Consider the following 25,456-nt stretch of genomic DNA (forward strand, 5'->3'; position numbering starts at 1 on the left):
CAATAGGCTCAATGGAGAGCTTTTACTCAATTAAAGTAGGCGTGTGATAAATGAGCACTGAGCCCATGACGAAAAAAACGCCGCTTTTTATAGAAAAAGCGGCGTTATGCTAGCGTATATCGCGTGAATTTAAGCCAATTCGGCCATTACACATTTTGCAAGATCAGCCGGGCGATAGTACACGGACTTCATGACCTTGCCTTGACGAATCAATTTACCGTCAACCGTCACATCTGTTGCACATTTGGCAATAATCCCGTCATCTTTGGGGCTTGCCACAACCTCAATGCCTTTTTTCTCATAGTAGGCTTGGGTGTCCGCGAACGCCTGCGCATCGCGGCAAACTTTACTCATATTACTGCTATGCACTTCGTCCCAACAGGTTATGAAATCGATCCCGAGTCGATTAGCAATTTGCAATAAAATATCAACCATATAACTGACTTCAAGTTGATCACGATACCCGCGCGACCCCATCTGTACGGCGCGCCCCATGAGGACATAAACACTGTCGACGATAGCATCAACTTGTTCAACCAGTGAGTCAGCCTCAGCCAGTTCGGTCATCTCCTCAACCGCCAATGCCGTATGAAGATCATCTGCTTTGTCGTCTAATGAGGTTGGATCGTTACAAGGCAAGTCAAACGTGATTCGAAAGGCTTCAATATCACGGTAAAGGTGGTCGTAAATCGCTTGATCGAGAACTGCAAATTTCATGTTTAAAGCCCTTTGAGAAACAAACACGCATGGCGTCATGCTGGTACACAAGGGGCAATACAATAGCACTGCTGGCGGGGAGTTAAAATCAATTGCGCAGATTCTTTAATATGACCTAGCGCTACAGCGCAAATATTACTCAAGCTTGGTGTCTACTCGCCGTTACCGTTTTATAATGAGAAAACACGTCAGGCGAATTCTCGGCCAAAAGGATTGTTATTATGACCAAACGCTTATCGCTTGCTACGCTTTGTGCGGGCATGTTACTCGCCACAGCAGCACAGGCCCAAACATCGCCACTCAGTATCGGCGCTAGCGCCAGTGTTACCGATGTTAAATACGGATCTCAAACAGAGACAGGTCACACCTGGGAAGTGAATGGCACGTGGCGGCTGACCGATTATACCAGCCTGTATTCAGGGTATGGTGAAACCAGTGCCGACTTTGATAACGCCAATGGTACAGAAACAACGTTGACGTCCACCTATATTCCCGTTGGCGTACAAGTTAACTTCCCTATGACGATCGGCAGTGTCTACCTGCGTGGTGGGGGAAACTACTATCAAACCGAATTTGGGACGGATAAAGACATCGGTTGGGGCGCCAGCGGAACGGTTGGCTTTGAGTTACAACCGACTGTCGGTCCTAAAATGAACTTTGAGCTCACCTATGCCGATCGCGGCGATGCCGAAACGAGCTCCGTGAGTGTCGGTACCAGTATCGGCTTTTAACCGCTCATAGCAGGGTGCCAAACAACGGTCGTTACGATATAGATTACCACCGCGCGACATAACGCGCGGTGATATCATCGAAATACGGCAGACTACATGCCACCAGCAACATCAAATAAACTACCCGTCGAATAAGATGCATTATCTGACAGCAGCCAAGCAATCATTTCTGCTACTTCCAGCGTCGACCCCCCACGACCAAGCGGGATATTATCAGCCACACGCGCGACACGATCAGGCTCTCCTCCTGCCGCATGCATATTGGTATCAATTGGACCTGGGCGCACTGCGTTGACACGAATCCCTTCACGGCCCACTTCTTTCGCTAGCCCCATAGTCAGTGTGTCTAATGCGGCTTTGGTCGCGGCATAATCAACGTATTCATTGGGTGATCCGGTTTTAACCGCTGCGGAGGAAACATTAACGATAGCGCCGCCGTTACCACCACGAGATTGCGCCATGCGATGCACCGCCTCTCGGCAGCACAAAAAGGCACTGGTAACATTGGCTTGAAACATCGCGTTGATCCGCTCCGCATCCATACCGCTGACAGACGATTGCGGCAACATGATACCGGCATTATTCACCAATGCGGTGATATTCCCTAAGCGGTTATCCGCTTCACTGAACAACCGCTTGACACCTTCTTCACTCGACACATCGGCCTGAACGGCGATCGCGTTTACTCCAATCGCTTGAAGTTCATCAACAAGCGCAAAAGCAGATTCACTGTTGCTCAAATAGTTGATGCAAATGGCATAACCACGCTGTGCCAATAACTTCGCCGTCTCGCGGCCAATGCCGCCACTTGCCCCGGTTACAATCGCAACTGGATTCATTGCTACTCCTTTTCGCTCATTCTGCTGATACCGGTGGGTAGTATCCCATTCTCACTGCGCCCCAATGTTTACCTGCAACAAAGAGCGGGACAGAAAGGTCATGCATGACTTCACCGGTATCGCGCTTATAGGTTTGCAGCAGCATGGTATCAGTATGTTGCCCACAACGCCTACCTGTACGGTCATCAAATAAGCGTTTAGTCCGGTTACCGGTGATATCTTGCGCATAATCACCGGTTAATGGCTGACAAAAACGTTGATTATGCGTGGGAACATAACCGTTCGTGTCATTGGCTATCACGTAAACAATATTGTCATCGATGTCCAAAATAGGCTCTTGAATCGGCGGTAATAATCGATCACAAAACGTATCGAAACGGGTGGTGTATTTTTGTGGATGCGTATTGGCAATGGGTTGATAGTGGCGGTCAAACAAATCGGAAGGACTAATTTCGCCCTTCGCAAGGGCCTGTTCAAAAGCCGCTTCAATCCGATCTCGACATACACTCGCCGCTTTGAAAAAACGCTGATGAGGGCTAGCATCGGAGAGCTCAGCAAAAACCGCATTGGTTTTTTCTGCGGTATCCATTAATCCCTCGGCTTCTTTACTCAAGACCGTGACTTGCTCATCACTGATTTCAAGTCCAGATCGGACCTGTACCAGCGCGGATGCAATTTGCTCTAAACTGGCGCTATTCTGTGATGACCCATGGGCTATCTCTTTTACCGCTTCTTCAACCTGATCGGCTCCCGAAGAAAGCTCGGTTAAAATGTACCCGACACGCTCAACATTTTCAGTGCCTGACTCGACATCGGATGACAAGGCTTGAATATGTGCCATCACATTACTCGACTCTGCCATAATGTGTTTTATGATTGTCGCGACTTCACTTGTGCTCTGTGAAGTCCGCTGCGCAAGCTGTCGTACTTCATCAGCCACCACCGCAAAACCACGCCCCTGCTCACCAGCTCGAGCGGCTTCTATTGCGGCATTTAATGCCAGCAAGTTTGTTTGTTCGGCGATATCATCAATAACTTGTGCGACGGCACTGACTTTATTGACGTTGGCGTCCAGAGCTTCAATTCGCGCAACCGTTTCGGCGGTTTTTTGGTTAATATCTCGCATCTCAGCAATGGATGCGGTCAGTTCATTTACACCCTGCTGACTAAGATCCCGCATACGAGTCACTTGCTCAACCGATTCAGTCTCGACTTGGCAAGCACGCGAAAGAGTTTGCTCAATATGTTGCGCTTTATCGGTAATCTCTACCACCGCAGAAAACTGCTCTGTCAAACGAGCCGTTAAAATGTCAGAGCGATGCGAGACTTCTGCGGCCGTCATCGCGTTCATTGTGGCACGCGTTGCTAATCGTCCAACGGTTTCAGTAGGAATGTCTAGTGTAGCGTTTTCAACTGCAGATTCTTGCTCGTGTCGCGGGAACAGATAGAGCTTTACGGCAAGACCTATGCCCACAGCTTGACAGGCCAATATCAACACAACCCATGTAAATTGCGCCGATACTACAACCCATCCTCCAAATATAGACAGCGCACAAACGACGCCAAATGCGACCCAAAATCCCATTTTGTTATCCACTACGATCCTTGTCATTTTCCACCTATAATCCTTATCTTTGGAACGGATTAGCACACTCAGTACGCTAAAAACCTAACGGTTACAGACACCTGCTAATACCGAGAGACTTTCAGCCTTGGTCCATTACAGATGCCATATTTTTTGGGTCATCGCGGTGAACACGATCAAATTTAGACTAAAGCCGTATGTCTAACATCTTGGGGATTAACTGTTGCGACGCAGTTGCGATACAAAAATAAATGCGACTCATAAACATCGAGAGTGTCTTTATATGATAATTACCACAAACGTGATTAAATCCCACGCAAAATGCGCTAAGCTCTCCCTAGATTATTGTTATTAATGAGAGAACCATGATCCCCCATCGACGAATTCGCCAATCGATTCAGGCCTTTTTTATTTTAGTCACGATGAGCTTTTCGCTGGTATGGTTCTCATTAGCGGTGCTGCCAGAAAGCGAACAATTCGCCGTGATTTGGTACGTATCGGCTGCCGGCGCATTCGGGTTTAGCTGCTTTTCAGGCTACGTGAGGCTTGTCGCAGCCGCAGGCTTTTTCACCGGCGTCTTTTATGCCGATACCATGATGGGGATTCCCGCTTCACTCAGTGCCAGCATGGCGGCTGTCAACACTGCAACCGCCGGATTAGGTTGCACCATTTACCGATTAACGTACAAACGTTACGGTAACCCGTTCGAGAGTATGTGGCCCTTTATTCGAGGTTTAGCGCCCACACTTATCATCAGCCCTCTATTTGGTGCGACACTCGGTGCCAGTGTTCAGTCAATAGGAACCCATCAACCGTTCGATTACTTAGTACTTCGGTGGTTTATTAGCGAATTTGTCGGTTTTGTCGCCCTATTTCCTCTCTTGTTAGTCGTCAAAGAGAACCTCAGCGAACGACCTAATGATCGACTTGCGAAATCGAGCACGTTTTGGATCGCCTTGATAGCCCTGTGCTTGGCCGCGATCAGTACAATCAGCCTGTTGTTATATCTTTCACCTCACCCGTTTTTGGCGCTCACAGCGCTGTTTTTGTTGGCGGCAACACTGCAAAGTCGTCTGATTGGTTTAGGCTGTATCGCGTTAACATTACTAAGCTTTGACATTTTATCCGCCCTCGGTGCACTGACATTTCAAGTAGAAGCGGATCAAAAAGCCTCACTGTCTCGCATGGCGATGGCTGGTGCCGCCATGATGGTCGGGGTGATAATGACACAATTCGCATATAGCTATCGACGTCATCAAAAGCATCATCTGGAGCAACATGCGTTATTAACCCAAGCGATGCATAACTCCCTTATTGGTATGGCCATACTCGACCCTCGCGGCATCGTTCAAGACGCTAACGCGAGCCTTGCGCAGTTTTTTGCCTGTGAACCGCGTGTATTGCTTGGCTCCCATGTTTCTATTTTTACCCGCGAGCAAGATCAAGCGGCATTAAAAGACTATTTTAATGAACTGATCATGGGTCATACCGATAATAAACGGCTGGAGAAGCGCTTCCTGCGCGCGGATGGGGAGCAAGTATGGGGAAGGCTCTCTGTCACTGCGGTCCGTGACAAACATGCCGGCCATGTGACGCATCTCATCAGCCAAGTCGAAGACATTAATGCACTGAAAGCGGCACAGAGAGAGCAAAAACGCTGGCTAGAACGTTGGCGTTTTGCTTTAGATATCAACAAACTCGCCGTATTTGAATTGAACGTTCATACTGGCGTTATTCTGTTTTCAGGTTGGTCAGCGCCACTATTGGGGATCAGTGCAAAAAGCATCCAAACCTACCAAGCCTGGACCGCCCGAATCCATCCAGACGATTTACACGGCTGGGAGCAAGCCATGCGCCTGCTGGTTGAAGGGCGTACTGATCGTATGATCGAAGTATTTCGCTTTCAAAATGATCAGGGAGATTACCGATATCTACGGCAAGCGTCGGCGCGACAAACCGGTGAAGAGACAGAAACCGTGCTAAGTACGGTAATCGATGTCACCGAACAGCACCTAGCCAACCAACAAACCGATACCTTACGCCGCCGCCTTGAAGCCGCGACCAAAGCGGCTAACATTGGTATTTGGGAGTACAACGTCGCAGACGACACGCTCGAATGGGATGCGCAGATGTATGCGCTCTACGATATACCCGTCTCTGACGGTAAAGAAACATTGGCCACTTGGCAACATCGCCTCCATCCAGATGATGCCGATAGGGTCAAGCGTATACTCGGCAAAGCCTTCAAATATCAACAACGTATCGATACCCAATTCCGGATTCTCGATACTCACGGTCGAACGCGTTACCTGCGTGCCCTTGCCAGTGTACAAATCGATGATAGCGGCAATACCATACGATTGATTGGCGCCAACTGGGACAATACTGAAATAAATGAACTCAACCAAACCCTTGCCCAGGAGCGCGAACAATTAAACGTAGTGATGAATTCCATCAACGATGCCGTAATCACCACCGACGACCAGGGTCATTTGGCCTATCTCAACCATACGGCGCAGCGACTGACTCTCAATGGTGAGGCTCGACCCCTTGGACAAACCATCGACGACATTTTCCAACTGTATCGTCAACAACAGCGCGTGTTGCTTTCGAGTTTACATAATAATCAAACCGCGACCTTTTTTGAAACACAGATAAAAGATGCCTACCAGCTTGTGTTAGCCAATGAGGAGCGCGTCTATGTCTCCGTGGCAGTATCGCCGTTAACCAGTCATCAAGGCTATGTGTATATTTTACGTGATGTGTCTGAAGAACATGCGTTAATGGCGCAACTCGACTACAACGCTAACCACGATCCACTGACACATTTACCGAACCGCCGGGCCTTTGAAACCATCATGGAAAGGCACCTTACACAACACCATGACGATACCCCGTCGGTACTTACCTTTGTCGATCTCGACCTGTTCAAAATCATCAACGATTCTGTCGGCCACCATGCGGGCGACGATGTTCTCTGCCAAGTGTCTCAAGCATTGGCTGATAACATTCGCAGTGATGACACCGTTGCACGACTCGGCGGCGACGAATTTGCAGTCCTCCTCACACACTGCAATATGCGGGATGCCAAACAGACAATTGCCGATTTAATCAGTCGGCTCGAGAATCTATCTTTTTCTTATGAAGAGCGGATTTTCGCCATCAGTGCCAGTGTCGGCTTAGTCAATATCGGTGATGACGCCTTAACTCTGTCCGACTTAATGAGCCGCGCTGACGTTGCCATGTATGAAGCGAAGTCAGCGGGCCGTGGACAAATCGTCGACTATAACGATATATCAGGCTTCGCCCAAGGCCGCCACAACGATATGCAAATGGTCGGAAAAATTACCCGCGCATTGGCTGAGGATCGATTTACCCTGTATGGTCAACAAGTCGCTCCCGCGAAAGGACCAACCATTGAACACTGGTATGAACTATTAGTGCGGATGATTGACACGGATGGCAATATCATGAATCCGGGGCAATTTATCCCCGCCGCAGAGACCTTTGGTTACATTCGTGACATTGATGCGTGGGTGGCTAACTATGTGCTCAATACTCGCGCCCAAGAATTGGCCGACTCTGGCCTTAAATTTAATCTCAACCTCTCCGCGCACTCAATCAGCGATCCCAAGTTCCAAACACATTTGAAGGCCCTGTTAGCCTCATCCGTCTTTCCCGCTGAGCGCTTGTGCTTCGAGATCACAGAGTCAGCCTTAATTAGCCACTTAAATACCGCCGTTTCATTTATCGATGAGTTACGCGCCTATGGGGCTCACATCGCACTTGATGATTTTGGCGCCGGCCTATGTTCTTTCCATTACTTGAAACTCTTTAACGTTGATGTCGTGAAAGTGGATGGCCAGTTCGTTGCCAACCTCACCGATAACGAAAACGACATTGACCGAGTGATCCTCGAATCTATCGTCAGTATCTGTGACACCATGGGGTATAAAACTGTCGCGGAGTGGGTGTCTGATGAAGAAAAACTCGCGCGCGTACAAGAGATCGGCATTCATTATGTGCAAGGGTTTTTAATCGACTATCCCACGCCACTTGATACCTTGCTTGCCAACAAAGTATCGAACAAACAAAAAGGTGCTGAATAGGGTTGCGAGACGCCGAAAAGATAGGCAATTTAAGCTTTTTTGCTTGGACTGCCTGTTATGAATCAATACACGCTTGCAGGGTGTGGTGCAATCCTACTGTGGAGCAGCAATGTCGCATTGATCCGCCACGTGACCGAATTACTTGGCCCTGTAGGTGGCGCTGCCGCCATTTATACTATCGCGGCGCTCTGCTTAGTGGTTTTTGTCGGTACGCCCAAACTCAGCGATTTTCCACGTCGCTACTTAATTGTCGGCGGCGTGTTATTCGTGGTCTACGAATTATGCTTGTCGTTATCCCTAGCATGGGCTAATACGCGCACACAAGCGATCGAAATGGGCGTCATTAACTATTTGTGGCCGTGCTTAACCGTCTTCTTTTCCGTGCTTATTACTCGCCAAAAAGTCAGCCTTTGGCTTTATCCTGCCTTAATGATCGCATTTTTAGGCGTTATCTGGACAGTAGGCGGCAAACAGGGGGTTTCTTGGCATCATTTAGTCGCCAATATTCACTCAAACCCATTGAGCTATATCCTGGCTTTCAGTGGCGCCATCATTTGGGCCATATATTGTAATCTGACCCGCATGAGTGCGCAGGGAAAAAACGGCATCACGTGGTTCTTTATAGCAACGGCCATCACACTCTGGGTCGGTTTTGCACTCTCTGATGCGCCTGCGCTTTCCGGTTCTTGGTCGGAGGCAGTTTATGTGCTCGTGGCCGGTGCGGCAATGGGAGGAGGTTACGGGCTGTGGAACCTTGGTATTCTTAAGGGCAATTTGGTGTTCTTAGCAACCTTGTCTTATTTTATCCCGATCCTATCAACGTTTTTATCAGCGATTCTCTTGTCGACCGAGCTGACGCTCTCCTTCTGGCAAGGCGTGGCGATGGTGACACTCGGCTCATTGGCAAGCTGGTGGCTGACGCGAGCGCCGACCACCAGCAACAAGACCTCGAGTACCGCTAAATCACACTAGTGACGATGTATCCAGCCGCTCTTGCGGCTGGATACAGTTTACTGTGCCAAAGCTAACGCCGGTGTTGCCGCGCCATAATAGAGGCAAATACGCTGACCATTGATTTGTTCAACCTCAAACTCAATCTCGTAAATACGCTCCATCACTGGCTTGGTCACTACCTCATCAACGGGACCGCTCGATACCACTTCACCATCTTTCATCGCGACCATATTGTCCGCATAACAAGCGCTAAAGTTAATATCGTGCATCACGACCACCACGGCCTTGTTATATCGATGTGCCAGGTCTCTGACCGTCTTCATGATCGCCACCGAGTGACGAATATCGAGATTATTAAGCGGTTCATCGAGAAAGATATAATCGGTGTTTTGTGCCACCACCATCGCGATGAATGCCATCTGCCGTTGGCCCCCACTTAATTGATCAATAAAGCGGTCTTGTAACTCCGTTAACCCTAATTGAGCTAACGCTTCATCAATCACCGTATCATCATCTGCAGTCAGTCGCCCTTTAGAGTGGGGAAAACGACCAAATGCCACGAGCTCACGAACACGAAAGCGCATATTGACATTATTCGCCTGCCGCAACACCGCCAGCCTTTTTGCTAATGCCTCATTGCTCCATTCACTGAGCGGTTTATCGCCAATCAAGACTTCACCTGCATCACTGTCAGTGAGTCGACTCGCCATAGAGAGCAGCGTACTTTTCCCCGCACCATTTGGACCAATTATCGCGGTCACGTTACCCGGTGGGAACAACGCACTGGCCTGATTTACCACCTGGGTTTGCCCGTAGGCTTTCGACAATCCAATTAATTCAATCATAATGGTTAAAACTTGTTTTTCGTTAGCAGGTACAAGAAATAGCTTCCACCAACAAAGTTAATAATCACACTGACAGTGGTTTCAAACCCGAACCACTGCTCAACAACATACTGACCGGTTAACAACAAAAAAACTGCCAATACACTGGTCGCAAGAATCAAAAAACGATGCTGATAGCTCACAAACATTTGCCGGGCAAGGCTGACCACAATCAAACCAAAGAACAATACAGGCCCGACCAAAGCCGTCGATACCGCAATCATGATGGCGATGATCACCATCACCTTCAGTGTGAGTCCGCGCATATCGACGCCTAAACTGGTGGCATTATCTTCACCAAGTAAGCAAACATCCAGCTGATTGGCATAGCGGTAAAGCGCCAACAAACACAGCCCTAACACCGGCACACTGATATACACCAGATCGCGATTCGCATTGTTGAAACTGGCAAACATGGCATCTTGAAGTACCGCAAATTCACTGGGGTCAACTAATAAGGTGAAAAACTGGCTAACACTGCCAAACACACTCCCGAGTACGATACCAATTAACAGCAAGGTATAGACATTAGCGCGATGCCGACGAAAATACAGCGTAAATAGCACGCTCGCCGTCACCGTCATCAATGCCACACTCACCGCAAAGTTTAAATAGGCATTCACCAAAAACAGACTGGTTGAACCAAAGATCACCAGTAACAGGGTTTGCAATAAGACGTACAAACTATCAAAACCAAGAATTGAGGGCGTCAATATTCGATTATTGGTGATGGTTTGAAACACTAATGAAGAGGCCGATATTGCGATCGCTGCCAGCGCAATCGAAAGCACCTTCGGCGTACGCCTAGAAAGAAAGTAAGCATAATTATCCGCGGTAAGGCCATGCCCTAAGAAATAACCGGCGACCAGTAAAACGCCCACCGCAACAAGAGAAAGTTTGAGTCCATCACGCATTGGCTTTATCCCTCATCACTAAGTAGATAAAGATCACACCACCCAAAATCGAAATGATCATGGCAATAGGGACTTCATAAGGGAAGATAATTACGCGGCCTAAAATATCGCAACTTAAGACCAGTACCACCCCCCAAAAGGCGGTCCAAGGCAAATTACGCTTAATGTTATCGCCCATGAACAATGAGACAACATTCGGCACAATCAGGCCAAGAAAAGGGATCACACCGACGATCATCACCACGGCCGACGACAACAAGGCAACCACCATGACACCAAACAGCACCACTTTTTGATAATCCAAACCAATATTCTTGGCGAAGCTTTCTCCAATACTGGCGGCGCTAAATTGGCTCGCATAGGCATAGGCCACGGCACATACAGGCATGGCAACAAACAAGATTTCATAGTTCCCCGCCAACACCGATGAAAAATTGGCCACCGTCCACGCTTGTAAGGTTTGAATCAAATCGTATTTGTAAGCCAGGAACTGAGTAAGAGACGAGACCACGTTGCCGTACATAATCCCGATCAAAGGAACAAGCACGGTATTTTTAAATTTGAGGCGCTGTAAGAAACGGACAAATAGCCAAGTACCTGCCATCGCCGTACCGACAATCACGGTCAGGTCAAGCCATTGGTTTGCACCACTAAAAACCACGAGCGTAACCACATAGCCAAGCAGCGCGCAATCAATGGTGCCCGTGGTATCTGGGGAGGCGAAGCGGTTTTGACAAATCTGCTGCATAATCAGGCCGGCCACACTCAGCCCAGCCCCGGCAAGACAAATAGCCAGCAGGCGCGGAATACGACTGGTGGTAAAAATGGTCCAGGCTTCTGAATCACCGGCCCACAAACTATCCAAAGAAACGTGGGCGACACCGATAGATATCGACAATAGCGCCAGCACCATAAGGATAGGAATAGAAAGATACTTCACAACACGACTACCGTTGGGTCTGAAACCACAAAGACCCGGGAGAAGCCCGGGTCAACTTTTATCTGTAAAAAAGCAATCTATACAGAAAGCGATGCGTCATCAAAAACGATTAAAGTACGCGATTGACATCGTCGATCATTTTATCCATCGCCGTCATCCCAGCCATGGTGATATACCAAGCAGTTGGATCTAAGTAGCTGATACGTTGATTTTGGTGCGCCGGTGTCTTATTTACCAATGGGTTATCGAAACGCGCTTTAGCTTTTCCCTGTCCCTCACCAATCGCTTGCTCACGATCAAGCACCAGCAACACATCTGGATTGGCATCGGCAATGTATTCAAAAGAAATCAGGTTGCCGTGAGAGCCAGCCACTTCTACGTCATCACTTTTCGCAGGTTTTAGTCCCAGCTCGTCAAAAACCAGACCAAAGCGGCTTTTCTCACCAAACATCGCCACTTTACTGCCGTTGCTCATCACCATAAGCGCGTTGAAGTTATCTGCCACCGCTTTTTCATGTGTTTGTGCAATTTTGGTATTTACCTGGTCGATAATGGCTTCCACTTTTTCTTGTTTGTCGAAGACATTACCCAGCATGCGCCAGTTTTGCTGAACACTCTGCCAATAATGGTCATAATCGGCTTGGAACATAATGGTTGGCGCGATTTCTTCTAATTCACTCATCAGCGACGCCATACGCGCCTCTGCGATGATCAAATCCGGTTTTGCCGTAAAGATTGCCTCATAATCAGGCTCTTTAACGGTCCCTACCGCTACATACTTATCATCTTGGTAAGTTTTTGCTAAGTAATCTGGCATCAATGATTTCACCACGCCTACAGGTTCAACCCCCAGGCGGTCAAGCACATCGAGGCTGCCTTGCCCAAGCACAACCACACGCTGCGGCACATCGTCAATCTCAACGGTGCCCATGGCATGGTGGATGGTTTTTGCAGCAGCGTGACCACTTAATACCAAAGAAACGGTTAAAAGAATGAATTGGAAAAATGAACGAAAAGCTTGCATAGCCCTTTCCTCGCAAAAATTGATGGCAGCATGCTAACGCAGTTAAAACGCCAAGTCACGAATAGAAGTGAGAATTATTCATATTCATAACTCTATTGATAAAGCCGGATCAACACACCATCACGATAAGGGCGTCAGTTACTAAAACTGTTTTGATCTTGCGCAAAATAAAGACAGATATCAGACAGTGTTGTGTCTATTTCCCGTTTTTATCCGCGAATAAACCATCGAATCGGACCTATTTGGTTACAACGCAAGCGATTGCACCGACACTATCAACATATTTAGTAATCATTGGCCGGTTTACGGGTTAACATGGATATAGTTGTGATCAAGATCGCGCGGATATATGCGCTGGTTACATACACTAGACTCATCTCGAGCGGTATGACTGAAACGATAATTAAAGACAGCTAAGACTGTCGCAAATTCGGTACCGGATTGAGCTGAACTGCATCTAACGAGTTGTTTGAGGGTTATAATGAACGAAATTTTACTTGCGGTCGTCGCTGGCGCCATTGTTGGCTTTTTCTTCAGCGCGATCAAGTTACCATTGCCTGCTCCCCCGGTGATTTCTGGGATCATGGGCATCGTTGGTATCTACCTTGGCGGCATGGCTTATCAAGCCGTGATCGAACGCTTTTTCTCTTAACTTTAGATAATTGGAGCACACTATGGCTACCCCACATATTAACGCTGCAGACGGCGCATTTGCTGAAACAGTCCTGATGCCAGGTGATCCACTGCGCGCGCAGTACATTGCCGAAAACTTTCTAGAAAACGCGGAACTGGTCACTGATGTCCGTAATATGTTCGGTTACACCGGCACTTACAAAGGCAAAAAAGTATCGGTAATGGGTCACGGTATGGGTATCCCATCGTGCTCCATCTACGTCCATGAGCTGATCAAAGATTACGGTGTTAAAAACGTCATTCGCGTCGGCAGCTGTGGCGCAGTAAAAGATGATGTCAAACTGATGGACGTGATCGTTGCACAAGGCGCTTCCACCGACTCAAAAGTAAACCGCACCCGTTTTGCCGATCATGACTTCGCCGCTATTTGTGATTTCCATCTTATGGAAACTGCCGTTGGTGAAGCGCGTAAACAAAACGTCTCTGTGCGCGTTGGTAACGTATTCTCTGCGGATCTCTTTTACAGCCCAGAAGCCGATCTGTTCAACAAAATGGACAAACTTGGCATTCTTGCCGTTGATATGGAAGCAGCGGGTATCTACGGTGTCGCTGCAGAGCTAAACGCGCGTGCTCTCACCATTCTGACCGTGTCTGACCACATTATTCGTGGTGAAGCACTGAGCTCAGATGAGCGTCAAAAGTCGTTTAATGAAATGATGACTGTCTCGCTCGAGACCGCGATCAACCTGTAAATGTGGGTTGGAGGAAACGTGCCAAGCGGTAAACTGCCACCCGCTGCCGGTCAATTGCAGCTGAATTTTTGTAAAACCTTGACCTGTCCTAACTTTGGGTCAATGGATGAGCAAGATTATTTGGTTCAGCGCTCTAATCCGGCACGCCCAACGCTAGTATGCCGAGAATGCGGGGCGTTTCCTCCTCTGCTCAACAACCAGCAAGTTCATGCCGAGTTGATAGCCCAACGTCAACTCCATGCAGATGGACTATGTGCCTGTACCAACCCCGCCTGTGAGCACTTAGGTAAGCCAGTCTTAACCTACCGTCACTGTTACCATGCCTTTGGCTACAGCGGCGATAGACAACGTTATCGGTGTAAAGGCTGTCAAAGTACCTTTGTCGACCGTTGGTCTGGGATTAACAAAAAGAGTGAGCTGCAACAAAAGTTGCTGGCCTTCCTTTTCACGGGCCATACCGTGCGAGAGATCTGTCGTCGGCTTTCTCTCAATCCAAAGACCTTTTATGATCACCTGAATCAAATAGCTGCGCGTTGTCGACAAAAACTTGCCGCGTACGACACACGCTTTTTATCTGATACCTCAACAGGCCACCTCGCGAGTGTTCATGCACCGCTGCAACCTAACAGCGAAAATGGCGTACAATGGCTAGCGACCGGAGAGGCGCATAGCGGCTATATTTTGCTTCAAGATGTCAACTATCATTCGTATGATCATGACCATCTCACCGAGCATCATGATCCGTATCAAGACGCTTGCCGCTTTATGGCGACCACCAATGCAGGCCAGCGCTCGGAGCCAACACCACGCCCTGACGGCTTATTGGGTCGCGTTGACGCAAAATACCGAGAGGTGTTTTCACGCTCAAATGTGGAAGACCCTTACACCCAGCCGTTGCACTTTATTTACCCTAATCGTGGTACCCTGATTCGTCCTCAGTACACCACCTATGCCCATTATTTAAACCTCAAGCCTTTTATTGATCATTGGCAACACATTGTGGTGTTTTCTCCGCAGGAGCCCTTATTGCGCTCGGCTTGTTTATCCGTTTTCGAAGCCGATATTCGTGACAAACGGGTAWGCCATGTTTACGTCGAGCAAGATCCTTATTGGCAACCCGGCTCAGAGCCAGAAAAAATTGATATTGTGTTACTCAGTTGGTGGCGCGATCGCTGGGCGTTTACGCGCAGCGGTGCAGGGAGCAAAGCCATTTGCGATCATGGGCAAAATAAGGGCAGAGAAGCCTATTGGTTAACCCATGCAAGCTGTGATGCGATGAAGAAATATCAACAACACTTCCATCAGCAATTTGCACTGTTGGTTAATGAGCCACGACGCCGGTTACGCCCTGGAGGGTTACTGCCGTTACTTGATATTTACCGTGCCTGGCACAATTTATGTTGGCAAGATCACGCCCACGTCACGCCTGCTCAGCGTCTTGGATTAACCGATCGCCCGCTCACACTCGCGGACCTCATGCTTTAACGTCTCACCGCCCGATTGTTATCGATAGTTCAACCTAACGCCCGCGTCGTCTCCCTTGACGATACCGATGTTTCGCGTTATGAATCTCGATACTAAAAAGCCAGTCACGAGGATATAAGTATTGGATATTCAACTGCTGCGTACATTTATTGAAGTCAGCAAGACCCGCCATTTCGGTCATGCGGCGGATAATCTTTATCTGACCCAATCCGCAGTCAGCTTTCGTATTCGCCAACTTGAAACCCAGTTAGGCACCGCACTGTTTATTCGTCAGCGCAATAATGTTCGCCTCACAGAAGCAGGTGAGCGTTTATTTCCCTATGCAGAAACTATGCTGCAAACTTGGCAACGTGCGCAACACGATGTCAGTGCCATACAAGCCGCCAGTAGCCAATTAACATTTGGGGCGTCACCGATGTTATGGGAGCTTGATGGCGTAAGCGCATGGATAAATCAGATAGGTGCAGACCATACCGACTGGCTACTCCGTGCTGAATCAACGCCAAGGCAATTACTCGCTCGCCATTTAATTGAGAAGCGCATCGACGCGGGCCTAACGTCAGAGTTACCAAAACTTGAAGGGCTGCAGTCTCATCACCTTGGCAATTATCAATTACAGTTGGTCAGCCACGTCGCTCATCTTCATCTGGATAAGAGTGATGAGCTACCGCTTATCTATCTTGACTGGGGCACACAATTTGCGAGTGCACAAAGCCAAATAGCGCAGTTACAGCGCCCACCGGTGTTACACACCCAGTCGTGCCACCTGGCGATAAACTATTTGCTCACACATGGCGGCATCGCATTTCTGCCTTCCTTGGCGATTCAACAGTACCTAGATAGCAAGCGACTTCATTTAGTCGATAAAGTACAAGCACTTACCCATCCTCTTCACCTTATCTGGCTGACAAACAACGATAAAAGCAATTTAATCAGTCAGTTAATAGAATCAAACGGTCAGCTTTACGCCGGTTAAAAAAACGGTCGTTTGCGGCGAATTTCACTAGTCGGTGAGGCATTTTTCGGCTATCTTAAAATTGTTAGGCAACAACATACTGCCTAATCATCCGGCTACACGTAGCCTTAAAAATCAACAAGCGTTAGGAAAGCACCACCATGGCACAGTGGGATCAATGGTTAAAACACGGCTCTCAACAAAAAGAGAAGTTTAAATCTCGCCACCACGACGATTTTGATGACGATATGTCACACGGTAAAAAAGGCAAAAAACGTCAAAGCAAACGCGCGCACCGACCTCAGCAAGAGGACAGCTACTTCGGTGATGACCGCTAACTGCGTTGATACGTTTGTCGTCAAAATTAAAAAAGGCAATGCGTCGGCGTTGCCTTTTTGTTGCCACTTATCACCGAGACGGTGTTAGGCTTGCATCGTTCGCCAATGGGTATCGAACGCCGTTAATACGGCATGTGTCGTTTGCCACAATGGATTTTGCTTAAGTGTCTGCCAATCAATCGGCGTCCGTACCCGGAGTGCATCTGCCATTGGCACGGATTGAATCGGTAATGCATCTAAAACCGACACCGCACTTGCGCGATCATTGCAGATCAGCGTCATATCACACCCTGCATCCAGTGCTGCCTTAGCACGAGAAGGGGCATCACCAAACACATGCGCCCCACCCATGCTTAAGTCATCCGAGAAGATAATCCCTTTAAATCCGAGTTGCTGACGCAAAATATGAGTTAGCCAATAGCGTGAGCCACTGGCAGGCTGTGTATCATGCTGCGGATAGACCACATGCGCAGGCATAACCGCATCCAATAAGCCTTGTTCAATAAACGCTTTAAAAATAGCGAAATCAGACGACTGCAGAATATCACGCGGATCTTCAGGGGTAACTAAATGAGAGTCTTCTAACACAGCACCATGCCCCGGAAAATGCTTCCCGGTCGTTGCCATGCCGGCACGGCGCATACCCATTGAAAAGGCGCTGGCGTATTGCGTCACCACCTGTTGTTCTTCACCGAACGCGCGATCTTTAATGGCGGCACACGCAAAGCCGCGATCAAGCACAGGTGCAAAGCTCAAATCAATCCCATGCGCAATTAACTCGGCGGCCATCAACCATCCAGCTTGCTCAGCCATCTCAGTGGCTGCACCAAGTGCATGATAAGACTGTGCGGCCGGGATCGGCGTAAATGCCTCTCGAAAGCGTTGAACGCGTCCACCTTCTTGATCCACCCCAATTAAGATATCTCGGCCTGCCGCCGCACGAATAGACTGTGTCAGTGCGCGAAGCTGCGCGGAATCGTAATAGTTGCGGGCAAACAAAATCACGCCACCGACGCTCGGATGCGCGAGAATTTCTTTCTCTTCATTATCGATTTGCTCTGCGTGCACATCGAGCCAAACGGGTCCCATTATGTCTCCTTCATCCTGCGTTTATCACAGACGAATAATCAAGCACTTTGCGAGATATCGCAATCTGTTTATACTCGCTGTTTGTGTATACCCATTGCGCATTACTGCTATCGTACCGTCGTCATTATGCAAGGAACAGCCACATGTCATACTCTGGAGCCGATATCTATATTGGTGTCATGTCAGGAACCAGTTTAGATAATATCGATGCCGTCGCTGTCAGGTTTAACCAAGCCGGTCAAGTCGAGTCAATTGCGCGACACAGTGATCCGATACCGCAAGACATCAAAGCCACGGTGATTACGTTAAGCCGAGGTCAGCCTGTGTCAGTGACAACGCTCGGTGAGCTCGATCGTCGCTTAGGCGAATGTTATGCCGCGGCGATTAATTCCTTGCTCGAACACGCCGCCTTATTGCCTAAGCATGTCGCCGCGATAGGCTGTCATGGACAAACGGTGTATCACCAGCCAAGTGGGGATTACCCGTTTACCATGCAACTTGGCGACGCCAATGTGATTGCCGCTCGAACCGGTATTACCACTGTTGCCGATTTTCGTCGCAAAGATATGGCGTATGGTGGCCAAGGTGCACCACTGGTGCCCGCATTTCATAACGATTACTTTTCCGATAGCGAACAACCGACTGCGGTGGTCAATATCGGCGGCATCGCCAATGTCTCAATGATATGCCCTGATCGCCCGTTATATGGCTACGACACCGGACCCGGTAACATGCTAATGGATGCGTGGACACAACGACATCGCCATCAAGCCTATGATCGAGATGGTGAATGGGCGGCAAGCTGTGCGCCTTATCAGCCCCTGCTCCACCGGCTACTGTCGGATGCTTACTTTTCTCGCCCTGCGCCCAAAAGCACAGGTCGAGAATATTTTAACCTCGACTGGCTCGACCGTCAGTTGCTCGCGTTTTCGCTCTCCCCCGATCAGGTACAAGCAACACTTTTGGCACTCACCGTTGAGAGTATCGCCATGGCCATACGACCGCTAAAGCGCGGACGCATCTTTGTTTGTGGTGGGGGAGCACATAATCAAACGTTAATGCTCGCGCTGCAACAAGCCATGCCCAACTGGGCAATCGCTCAAACCGATGAAGTCGGGATCCGTTGTGACGATATGGAAGCCATTGCCTTTGCATGGCTTGCTAAACAAACACTCAACCACCAGCCTGGCAACGTCCCTGCCGTGACCGGCGCCAGCCAAGCGTGTTGCTTAGGTGCCATCTATCTACCCTATTAAGGAACATCAATGACAGCCCCCAGCGTCGAGCAACTCAAGCATTTATTATCCGAAACGCGTAATCCCAACACTTACGGACTCGATCAGCAAGATACACTTGGCTTGGTGACCATGATTAATGCCGAAGACCAAGGCGTCGCACTTGCAGTCCAATCACAACTTCCCGCTATCGCTGACGCTGTCGACCACATCGTAGCCGGGTTTAACGCGGGAGGCCGGCTTATCTATATTGGCGCGGGCACCAGTGGACGCCTGGGTGTATTAGATGCCGTTGAGTGCCCGCCTACTTTCGGGGTCGGACATGAACAGGTAATTGGCCTTATTGCCGGAGGCGAAAAAGCGATGTTTATCGCCCAAGAGGGAGCGGAAGATGATCCAAAGGCAGGTGTCGCGGATCTAGACGCCCAACACCTCAGTTCGAAAGATGTTGTCGTCGGTATTGCCGCCAGTGGCCGAACGCCGTATGTGGTTGGCGCGCTTGAATTTGCTAAGCAACAAGGTGCTGTCACCATCGCCTTATCATGTAACCCCAACGCCACGATCAATTCGCATGCTGATATCGCGATAACGCCCGAGGTCGGCCCAGAAGCACTCACCGGCTCAACCCGTATGAAGTCTGGCACCGCGCAAAAGTTAGTACTGAACCTATTAACCACTGCCGCCATGGTCAAAATCGGTAAGTGTTATCAAAACTTAATGGTCGATGTAAAAGCCACCAATCAAAAACTGGTGACACGCTCAACCCTGATCGTGATGGAAGCGACAGGTTGTGATGAAGCGACCGCGGTTCAGGCTCTGTCCCATGCCGACGGTGAGGTTAAGGTAGCCATTTTTATGGTGTTAACCGGGCAGGATCCGCATTTAGCAAGAAAGCATATTGAGCAAGCTAAAGGACATTTACGCGATGCACTCGCGATGACGCCACAACGCTGATCCTCATAATATCCGTCGCTCTTGCGAACGATAGCTCATACAAACGATAGTTCTTACAAACAATAGCGCTTACAAACGATAGCTCTTACAAACGATAGCTTTGCGAACGACAGCTCTTACGAACAACAGCGCTTGCAAATGACAGCGCTAGTAAACGACAGCCTCGCGAACGGTTTACACTTTTTGAGATCCACCTATCCAGATGAAGAGCGCCGATTTCGTTCGCGTATCACTGTACTCGGCTGCGCACTGTCCATACGTTCCACGTACGCTTGGTATTGGCTAAACGGTAAGGGGCGTGAATAGTAGTAGCCCTGCGAAACGTCCACACCATAACGCCGAAGCAAGCTCTCGGCCTCTTCACTCTCAACCCCTTCGGCAACCACCATCACCCCTAACGATCGCGCCATATCGGTGGTTGCACGAACAATACTTTGGTGGCGGCTACTTTTGGGAAGATCTCGCACAAAGCTGCGGTCAATCTTAAGCTCAGTAAAAGGCAATTGAGATAGAAAGTACAAAGACGAATACCCTGTCCCGTAATCATCGATAGAGACTTCAATACCGTTTGCCGATAGATCTGCAATCAACTGCTTGAGCCAATTGTAATCTTCCACCATGATCGATTCGGTCAGTTCGAGTGAAATTAAATTCGTGGGTATATGGTACTCTCGAGCCAGTTCAACCACACGATTGGCTAAATCAGGGATATAGATATCAGACGCACTAATGTTGACCGAAAGCCGACGACAGTGGCCACGGTTAATAAGCTGCGCTTGCTGCTGAAAAGCACGCTTAATCACCCAAAGGGTAAGACTATTAATAATCCCGACATCCTCGGCCATTCGTACAAACACCTCAGGCGATATCTGGCCATACTCTGGGTGCGTCCAACGTGCCAGCACCTCTGAGCCATGGATAGAGCCTGTGCGTAAATCAATTTGCGGTTGGTGATAGAGATCCAACCCATCATTCTCAATCGCATCTCTCAAATCCGTGACGAGCGAGACATGTAGCTGATGGTGTCGCTGCTCATGAGAATTAAAGTGCGCATAGCTGCCAACAAAAGGACGGTGCTGGTCAATGGCATTTAACGCTCGGCTAATAAGTAATCCTGGATGCTCACCATCGGTTGGATAGTGACAAACACCGATACGCACATTGACTTGCGTAACAAAGGATCCCACGCATAAATCACCATTTAAGCTATCAACTACAGCAGTTAGCACCTGGTCACACGTCTTGCGATCCACATCCTCAATTAAAAAAGCAAACACCCCTTCTTTTAGGCAGCCCAGGCGGTGGCTGGGCATATCACTGTCCGTTTTGATCGCTTGTACCGGCTGAACCGCTAAGGTGTCATTCATACGTGCAGCAATCGCATTGATATATTCATCGCGTGCACTTTCATCTAGGTAAGGCAATAAATTGTTATAGTTATCAATCGATAAACAGCACAAATTGAAATTGTTGTTGCGGCTAATGAGGTCGCTGATCACCATGTGCAATACGTTGTTATTAGGAAGACAACTCAAGGTATCATGAGTCAGCGCTCGCATTTCCTGCATCCTTTGAAAACGAAACCGCTCGGCAAGCGCCAGAGAAAATAGAATCATGGTTAGCGCAAGCGCTAGCATCAAGACATAACTTGACAACAGAGTGTAATCAATGTAACCCAGCATCAGTGCGTAGAATGTCAGTCCACCAGCCATTGCGGGTAGCCAACACAAAATAAATAGAAACAACCAGTATTTACTCGGCTGCCATTGCTGCCACAAGTAATAAATAATCACTCCGTAGACTGGGATTTGCGCAATGAGAACAAAAGAGGCAGACATATAAGCCGGCGTAATAAAGCTCAGTAATGCGAGACCGAGCAGCCCACCCGTCGTGATTAAAAATAGAGATCGCGCGTGTTGATGAATAGAACTACGCGTAAAATCTAAGAAAAAATAGGTAAACCATAACCCGACCGTTAATAAACAAACAGTGAGTGCCACCAAGTGATTACTGATAAATATCTGGACAAAATCAGGGACAAAGTAACGACTAAAGCCATGATTCACACTCACCACTAACGCACTCAACACAGTTGCAAACACATAAATTAAGTACACGCGCTGCCGACTGTATACATAGACACCGGCGCTATAGAGTGCCATCAGCATGGCAAAACTCATAAATCCGCCCCATACCAAATGTAGTGATTTGGCGAAATGGTCATAGCGCCCATGATCCATCACCCATAGTGGCATGGTTGCCATGTCTCGTGACGTTACTTTGATCAAAAGTTGATTAGCATGATCAGGGAGCAAGGTCACGGGCACTGAGGACGGCAAGGGCAAGCGGTTCAGTCTTTCTGGTGTGATATCGCCAGCTTTTACACGCGAGCGAATCTGTTCACCATCGAGGACGTGATAAGCGTCAAGATAATCAATTGAAGGGTTATCAGTGATCACATGTATCGGCCGCTCAGTGAGGCCCGTATAGTCAAAGCCGATTTTGACCCAGTACGTTTGGTAAGCTAATTTCCATGGAATGTGGGTTGGCTCTGATACCGACATGAAAGGGGCATGTGCCATCACATAATCTAGTGATAGCTCGTTCGTCTCGTCAACAAAGTAACTATAGTTTACGTCAAGAAGAGGCTGCTCTTCGGTCGTACCCTCACTGAGATCAGCAATCCACACCCCGAACGTACTCAAGGCGAGTAATGCGAGCAATGTCGCCCCCCAGATCAGGGGTTGTCGTGATTGTAGTGCGTGCATCAAGCCACACTCCCTTAGCCAAAGACAAGCTCGTCATCATGCTATTTTTCTACGTAGCCGCGAGTCTCTTCTACACAGCCGCTAGTAGTTTTGTTTGAACGAGCACTAATAAACTTAGATAGTAATGGCTACTTTTTCAAACAGAGCACACCACGCATTCTCGTTTGCTCGCGATTTCAACGATATTCTCGCCAATCGATAACCGAGCACCGTAACAGCTTATGAACATTGGTATCGCGACAGAACATTTGTTCGTTTTGTATAACAGGCGTATACTGGTAAGCATTGCATTCATCGTGCCTTTAAACGCAACCTAAGGTACCGTTCAGTCGCGAGACCATCGAGCATGAGCATATCAACGCCCCCTGATCACTATCACGAAGACACCGACTTATTAACTGAAATCGCCATTTTGTACTATCAACAAAGCGCGACTCAGGAAGAAATTGCTCGCAAATATAAAATCAGTCGCCCCAAAGTAAGCCGTCTTTTACGTAAAGCACGTGAAGAAGGTATTGTGGAAATCACGGTCAAATTCCATCCCGTACACAGTGCCCAGCTCGAACAGCGATTGATGGCCAGGTTTAACCTTAAACGCGCCTTAATTTCACTCGACCAACCGAGCGCCGAAGAACAACGTACACAAGTCGCGACCTTGGTATCCTCTTATCTTGACGGTAACCTTAACGATGGCATGGTGGTTGCGGTGGGCCAAGGTCAAAATGTCGCAGCGGTCGCCGATCACCCGGGGGTTGTCTCGCATCGTCAAGCCCGGTTTGTTTGCGCAATAGGCGGCACACACCGCAGCGGTGACGCGTTTAATGCCGATCATATCTGTCGACGATTAGCCAAAAAGTTTGGGGGGAGCAGTGAAACCCTATACGCCCCAGCGTATGTGGATAATGAGTCGATTCAACAGGTGTTCGTGTCCCATCCGAATATCAGTGAAACCTTGAACCAGGCCAGAAAAGCAGAGTTTGCACTGGTCGGCATTGGCGATATGGATGAGAATAGTCATATGGTCAAATTGGGTTGCTTTACCGCACGCGAGTTTGTTGAAGCACGGGTGAATCATGGTATTGTCGGAGACATCGGCGGTTTTGATTTCTTCCGACTTGACGGACAACCCACGGATAACCTGATGCGTGGTCGTGTGGTTGGACTGGCGATGCCAGATTTGGCACGTATTCCGAGTGTTATTGCCATGGCGAGCGAGAGCCGCAAAGCCTTATCGATACTCGGTGCGCTGAGAACGGGCGTTATCGATGTACTCGCGACCAGTGCAAGCTGCGCAATGGCTCTGCTGAATATGTCGGAGCCTGCACCTGATGAAAGCGTGTTCACATTTCAACAGGATGAGTAAATTCGTGACAAAAGAGTGAGACGTAACTCTCTTTATATCGCAATACAATTGACAAGTGGCGTAAAAAACTCAAAGATCGTCACATCATTTGCTCAGACGCGTTGCATCTGTTCATATTCAGATCAAGCGTTAGCACGTAACTCGGCGTCTGGGCCTACCACGTAAAGAAGGTGAGTGAAGATGAGCAACAAACTGGACCAACTCCGAGCCCTAACCACCGTTGTCGCAGACACAGGCGATATCGAAGCGCTTAAAAAGTACCAACCGCAAGACGCAACCACCAACCCTTCGCTGATCCTGAAAGCCGCGCAAATCAAAGAGTATGCGCCATTGATTGATGAAGCGATTGCGTATGCGAAATCACACAGCAGTGATGCCGACCAACAAATCGCCGATACCTGTGACCGCCTCGCAGTGAACATCGGTAAAGAAATTCTTAATGTCATTCCTGGTCGCATCTCCACAGAAGTCGATGCCCGTTTATCCTATGACACCGACGCAAGCGTTGCTAAAGCACGTAAGCTGATCAGCATGTACAACGAAGCGGGGATCAGCAACGATCGTATCCTGATCAAACTGGCTTCAACCTGGGAAGGCATTCGTGCCGCTGAAATCCTGGAAAAAGAAGGGATCAATTGTAACCTGACGCTATTATTCTCGTTCGCACAAGCACGTGCCTGCGCAGAAGCCGGCGCTTACCTGATTTCACCGTTTGTTGGCCGTATTATGGATTGGTACAAAGCCAAAGAAGGCCGTGATTTTGAGCCTGCAGAAGACCCAGGCGTGAAGTCCGTTACCACCATTTATAACTACTACAAAGCACACGGCTACGACACCGTTGTGATGGGCGCAAGCTTCCGCAATGCCGGTGAGATCCTAGAATTAGCCGGCTGTGACCGCCTCACGATCAGCCCACAATTGTTGCAAGAGCTAAGCGATGCTGAAGGCGATATTCCTGTGAAGCTAAAAGACACAGGCGCCACCGAGAAACGCCCAGCAGCAATGACCCATGCGGAATTCTTGTGGGAACACAACCAAGATCCGATGGCCATCGAAAAACTTGCTGAAGGCATCCGAAACTTCGCGGTCGATCAAGGTAAACTTGAAGACATGATTCGCGAACAACTGTGATCCAACCCAAAGCGTGATTTAACACAATAAAAGCGGTTTAGGCCGCTTTTATGATA

Annotated in this window: 21 protein-coding genes; 12 read left to right on the top strand and 9 right to left on the bottom strand. The window is 48.6% G+C overall.

What is annotated here, in order from left to right:
- Nucleotides 1-129: 129 nt before the first annotated feature.
- Nucleotides 130-717, bottom strand: coding sequence for a nucleoside triphosphate pyrophosphohydrolase family protein (locus tag BZG81_RS10760; protein ID WP_021023764.1), 588 nt, complete (start codon nucleotides 715-717; stop codon nucleotides 130-132).
- Between the two features lie 221 nt (nucleotides 718-938).
- On the opposite strand from BZG81_RS10760, the gene BZG81_RS10765 reads away from it, so the two are divergent.
- Nucleotides 939-1,448 (top strand): outer membrane beta-barrel protein, encoded by a 510-nt coding sequence (locus BZG81_RS10765; protein ID WP_021023765.1) that lies wholly within the window; start codon nucleotides 939-941, stop codon nucleotides 1,446-1,448.
- A gap of 92 nt (nucleotides 1,449-1,540) precedes the next feature.
- Here BZG81_RS10765 and BZG81_RS10770 read toward each other — a convergent pair whose 3' ends face one another.
- On the bottom strand, nucleotides 1,541-2,287 hold the full coding sequence (locus BZG81_RS10770) for an SDR family oxidoreductase (protein WP_021023766.1): 747 nt from the start codon (nucleotides 2,285-2,287) through the stop codon (nucleotides 1,541-1,543).
- Between the two features lie 16 nt (nucleotides 2,288-2,303).
- The gene (locus BZG81_RS10775) at nucleotides 2,304-3,899 is read right to left on the bottom strand and encodes a methyl-accepting chemotaxis protein (protein WP_077677351.1); all 1,596 of its coding nucleotides are present in this window, start codon (nucleotides 3,897-3,899) and stop codon (nucleotides 2,304-2,306) included.
- Nucleotides 3,900-4,237: 338 nt separating this feature from the next.
- On the opposite strand from BZG81_RS10775, the gene BZG81_RS10780 reads away from it, so the two are divergent.
- Nucleotides 4,238-7,981: an EAL domain-containing protein gene (locus BZG81_RS10780; protein WP_077677352.1), complete on the top strand. Its 3,744-nt coding sequence runs from the start codon at nucleotides 4,238-4,240 to the stop codon at nucleotides 7,979-7,981.
- Between the two features lie 57 nt (nucleotides 7,982-8,038).
- Nucleotides 8,039-8,953: an aromatic amino acid DMT transporter YddG gene (gene yddG / locus BZG81_RS10785; RefSeq protein WP_077460854.1), complete on the top strand. Its 915-nt coding sequence runs from the start codon at nucleotides 8,039-8,041 to the stop codon at nucleotides 8,951-8,953.
- Nucleotides 8,954-8,991: 38 nt separating this feature from the next.
- On the opposite strand, the gene BZG81_RS10790 is transcribed toward yddG, so the two are convergent.
- From BZG81_RS10790 to BZG81_RS10805, 4 genes are all read right to left on the bottom strand, one after another.
- On the bottom strand, nucleotides 8,992-9,780 hold the full coding sequence (locus BZG81_RS10790) for an iron ABC transporter ATP-binding protein (RefSeq protein ID WP_021023770.1): 789 nt from the start codon (nucleotides 9,778-9,780) through the stop codon (nucleotides 8,992-8,994).
- A 5-nt stretch (nucleotides 9,781-9,785) separates the two neighbouring features.
- Nucleotides 9,786-10,733 (bottom strand): iron chelate uptake ABC transporter family permease subunit, encoded by a 948-nt coding sequence (locus BZG81_RS10795; RefSeq protein WP_021023771.1) that lies wholly within the window; start codon nucleotides 10,731-10,733, stop codon nucleotides 9,786-9,788.
- A complete protein-coding gene (locus tag BZG81_RS10800; protein WP_077677353.1) occupies nucleotides 10,726-11,646 on the bottom strand; it encodes an ABC transporter permease in 921 nt (306 codons plus the stop codon). The genes BZG81_RS10795 and BZG81_RS10800 overlap by 8 nt, the downstream gene beginning before the upstream one ends.
- A gap of 136 nt (nucleotides 11,647-11,782) precedes the next feature.
- Nucleotides 11,783-12,697, bottom strand: coding sequence for a siderophore ABC transporter substrate-binding protein (locus BZG81_RS10805; protein WP_077677354.1), 915 nt, complete (start codon nucleotides 12,695-12,697; stop codon nucleotides 11,783-11,785).
- 481 nt (nucleotides 12,698-13,178) lie between these two features.
- Here BZG81_RS10805 and BZG81_RS10810 point away from each other — a divergent pair, with 481 nt between their 5' ends.
- From BZG81_RS10810 to BZG81_RS15610, 5 genes are all read left to right on the top strand, one after another.
- Nucleotides 13,179-13,349 (top strand): XapX domain-containing protein, encoded by a 171-nt coding sequence (locus BZG81_RS10810; RefSeq protein ID WP_021023774.1) that lies wholly within the window; start codon nucleotides 13,179-13,181, stop codon nucleotides 13,347-13,349.
- Between the two features lie 22 nt (nucleotides 13,350-13,371).
- A complete protein-coding gene (gene deoD / locus BZG81_RS10815) occupies nucleotides 13,372-14,082 on the top strand; it encodes a purine-nucleoside phosphorylase (RefSeq protein WP_077460852.1) in 711 nt (236 codons plus the stop codon).
- Between the two features lie 18 nt (nucleotides 14,083-14,100).
- Nucleotides 14,101-15,567, top strand: coding sequence for a lactate dehydrogenase (locus BZG81_RS10820; RefSeq protein WP_077677371.1), 1,467 nt, complete (start codon nucleotides 14,101-14,103; stop codon nucleotides 15,565-15,567).
- A gap of 121 nt (nucleotides 15,568-15,688) precedes the next feature.
- Entirely contained in the window at nucleotides 15,689-16,543 is an 855-nt protein-coding gene (gene hdfR, locus BZG81_RS10825; RefSeq protein ID WP_077660604.1) for an HTH-type transcriptional regulator HdfR, read from the top strand.
- A gap of 140 nt (nucleotides 16,544-16,683) precedes the next feature.
- Nucleotides 16,684-16,860 (top strand): hypothetical protein, encoded by a 177-nt coding sequence (locus BZG81_RS15610; RefSeq protein ID WP_158009955.1) that lies wholly within the window; start codon nucleotides 16,684-16,686, stop codon nucleotides 16,858-16,860.
- A gap of 84 nt (nucleotides 16,861-16,944) precedes the next feature.
- On the opposite strand, the gene nagZ is transcribed toward BZG81_RS15610, so the two are convergent.
- A complete protein-coding gene (gene nagZ, locus BZG81_RS10830; protein WP_021023779.1) occupies nucleotides 16,945-17,949 on the bottom strand; it encodes a beta-N-acetylhexosaminidase in 1,005 nt (334 codons plus the stop codon).
- 143 nt (nucleotides 17,950-18,092) lie between these two features.
- Here nagZ and BZG81_RS10835 point away from each other — a divergent pair, with 143 nt between their 5' ends.
- Together BZG81_RS10835 and murQ are read left to right on the top strand one after the other, a co-directional pair.
- Nucleotides 18,093-19,205, top strand: coding sequence for an anhydro-N-acetylmuramic acid kinase (locus BZG81_RS10835; protein WP_077677355.1), 1,113 nt, complete (start codon nucleotides 18,093-18,095; stop codon nucleotides 19,203-19,205).
- Between the two features lie 9 nt (nucleotides 19,206-19,214).
- The gene (gene murQ / locus BZG81_RS10840) at nucleotides 19,215-20,138 is read left to right on the top strand and encodes an N-acetylmuramic acid 6-phosphate etherase (RefSeq protein WP_077677356.1); all 924 of its coding nucleotides are present in this window, start codon (nucleotides 19,215-19,217) and stop codon (nucleotides 20,136-20,138) included.
- Between the two features lie 194 nt (nucleotides 20,139-20,332).
- Here murQ and BZG81_RS10845 read toward each other — a convergent pair whose 3' ends face one another.
- A complete protein-coding gene (locus BZG81_RS10845) occupies nucleotides 20,333-22,906 on the bottom strand; it encodes an EAL domain-containing protein (RefSeq protein WP_077677357.1) in 2,574 nt (857 codons plus the stop codon).
- Between the two features lie 346 nt (nucleotides 22,907-23,252).
- Between BZG81_RS10845 and BZG81_RS10850 the strand changes: the two genes are divergently transcribed.
- The gene (locus BZG81_RS10850; protein ID WP_077460847.1) at nucleotides 23,253-24,269 is read left to right on the top strand and encodes a sugar-binding transcriptional regulator; all 1,017 of its coding nucleotides are present in this window, start codon (nucleotides 23,253-23,255) and stop codon (nucleotides 24,267-24,269) included.
- Nucleotides 24,270-24,449: 180 nt separating this feature from the next.
- The gene (gene tal, locus BZG81_RS10855; RefSeq protein ID WP_077677358.1) at nucleotides 24,450-25,400 is read left to right on the top strand and encodes a transaldolase; all 951 of its coding nucleotides are present in this window, start codon (nucleotides 24,450-24,452) and stop codon (nucleotides 25,398-25,400) included.
- Nucleotides 25,401-25,456 lie beyond the last annotated feature (56 nt).

This window comes from Salinivibrio sp. MA607, from assembly GCF_001996245.1.
In the GTDB taxonomy this organism is placed as follows: Bacteria; Pseudomonadota; Gammaproteobacteria; order Enterobacterales; family Vibrionaceae; genus Salinivibrio; species Salinivibrio costicola.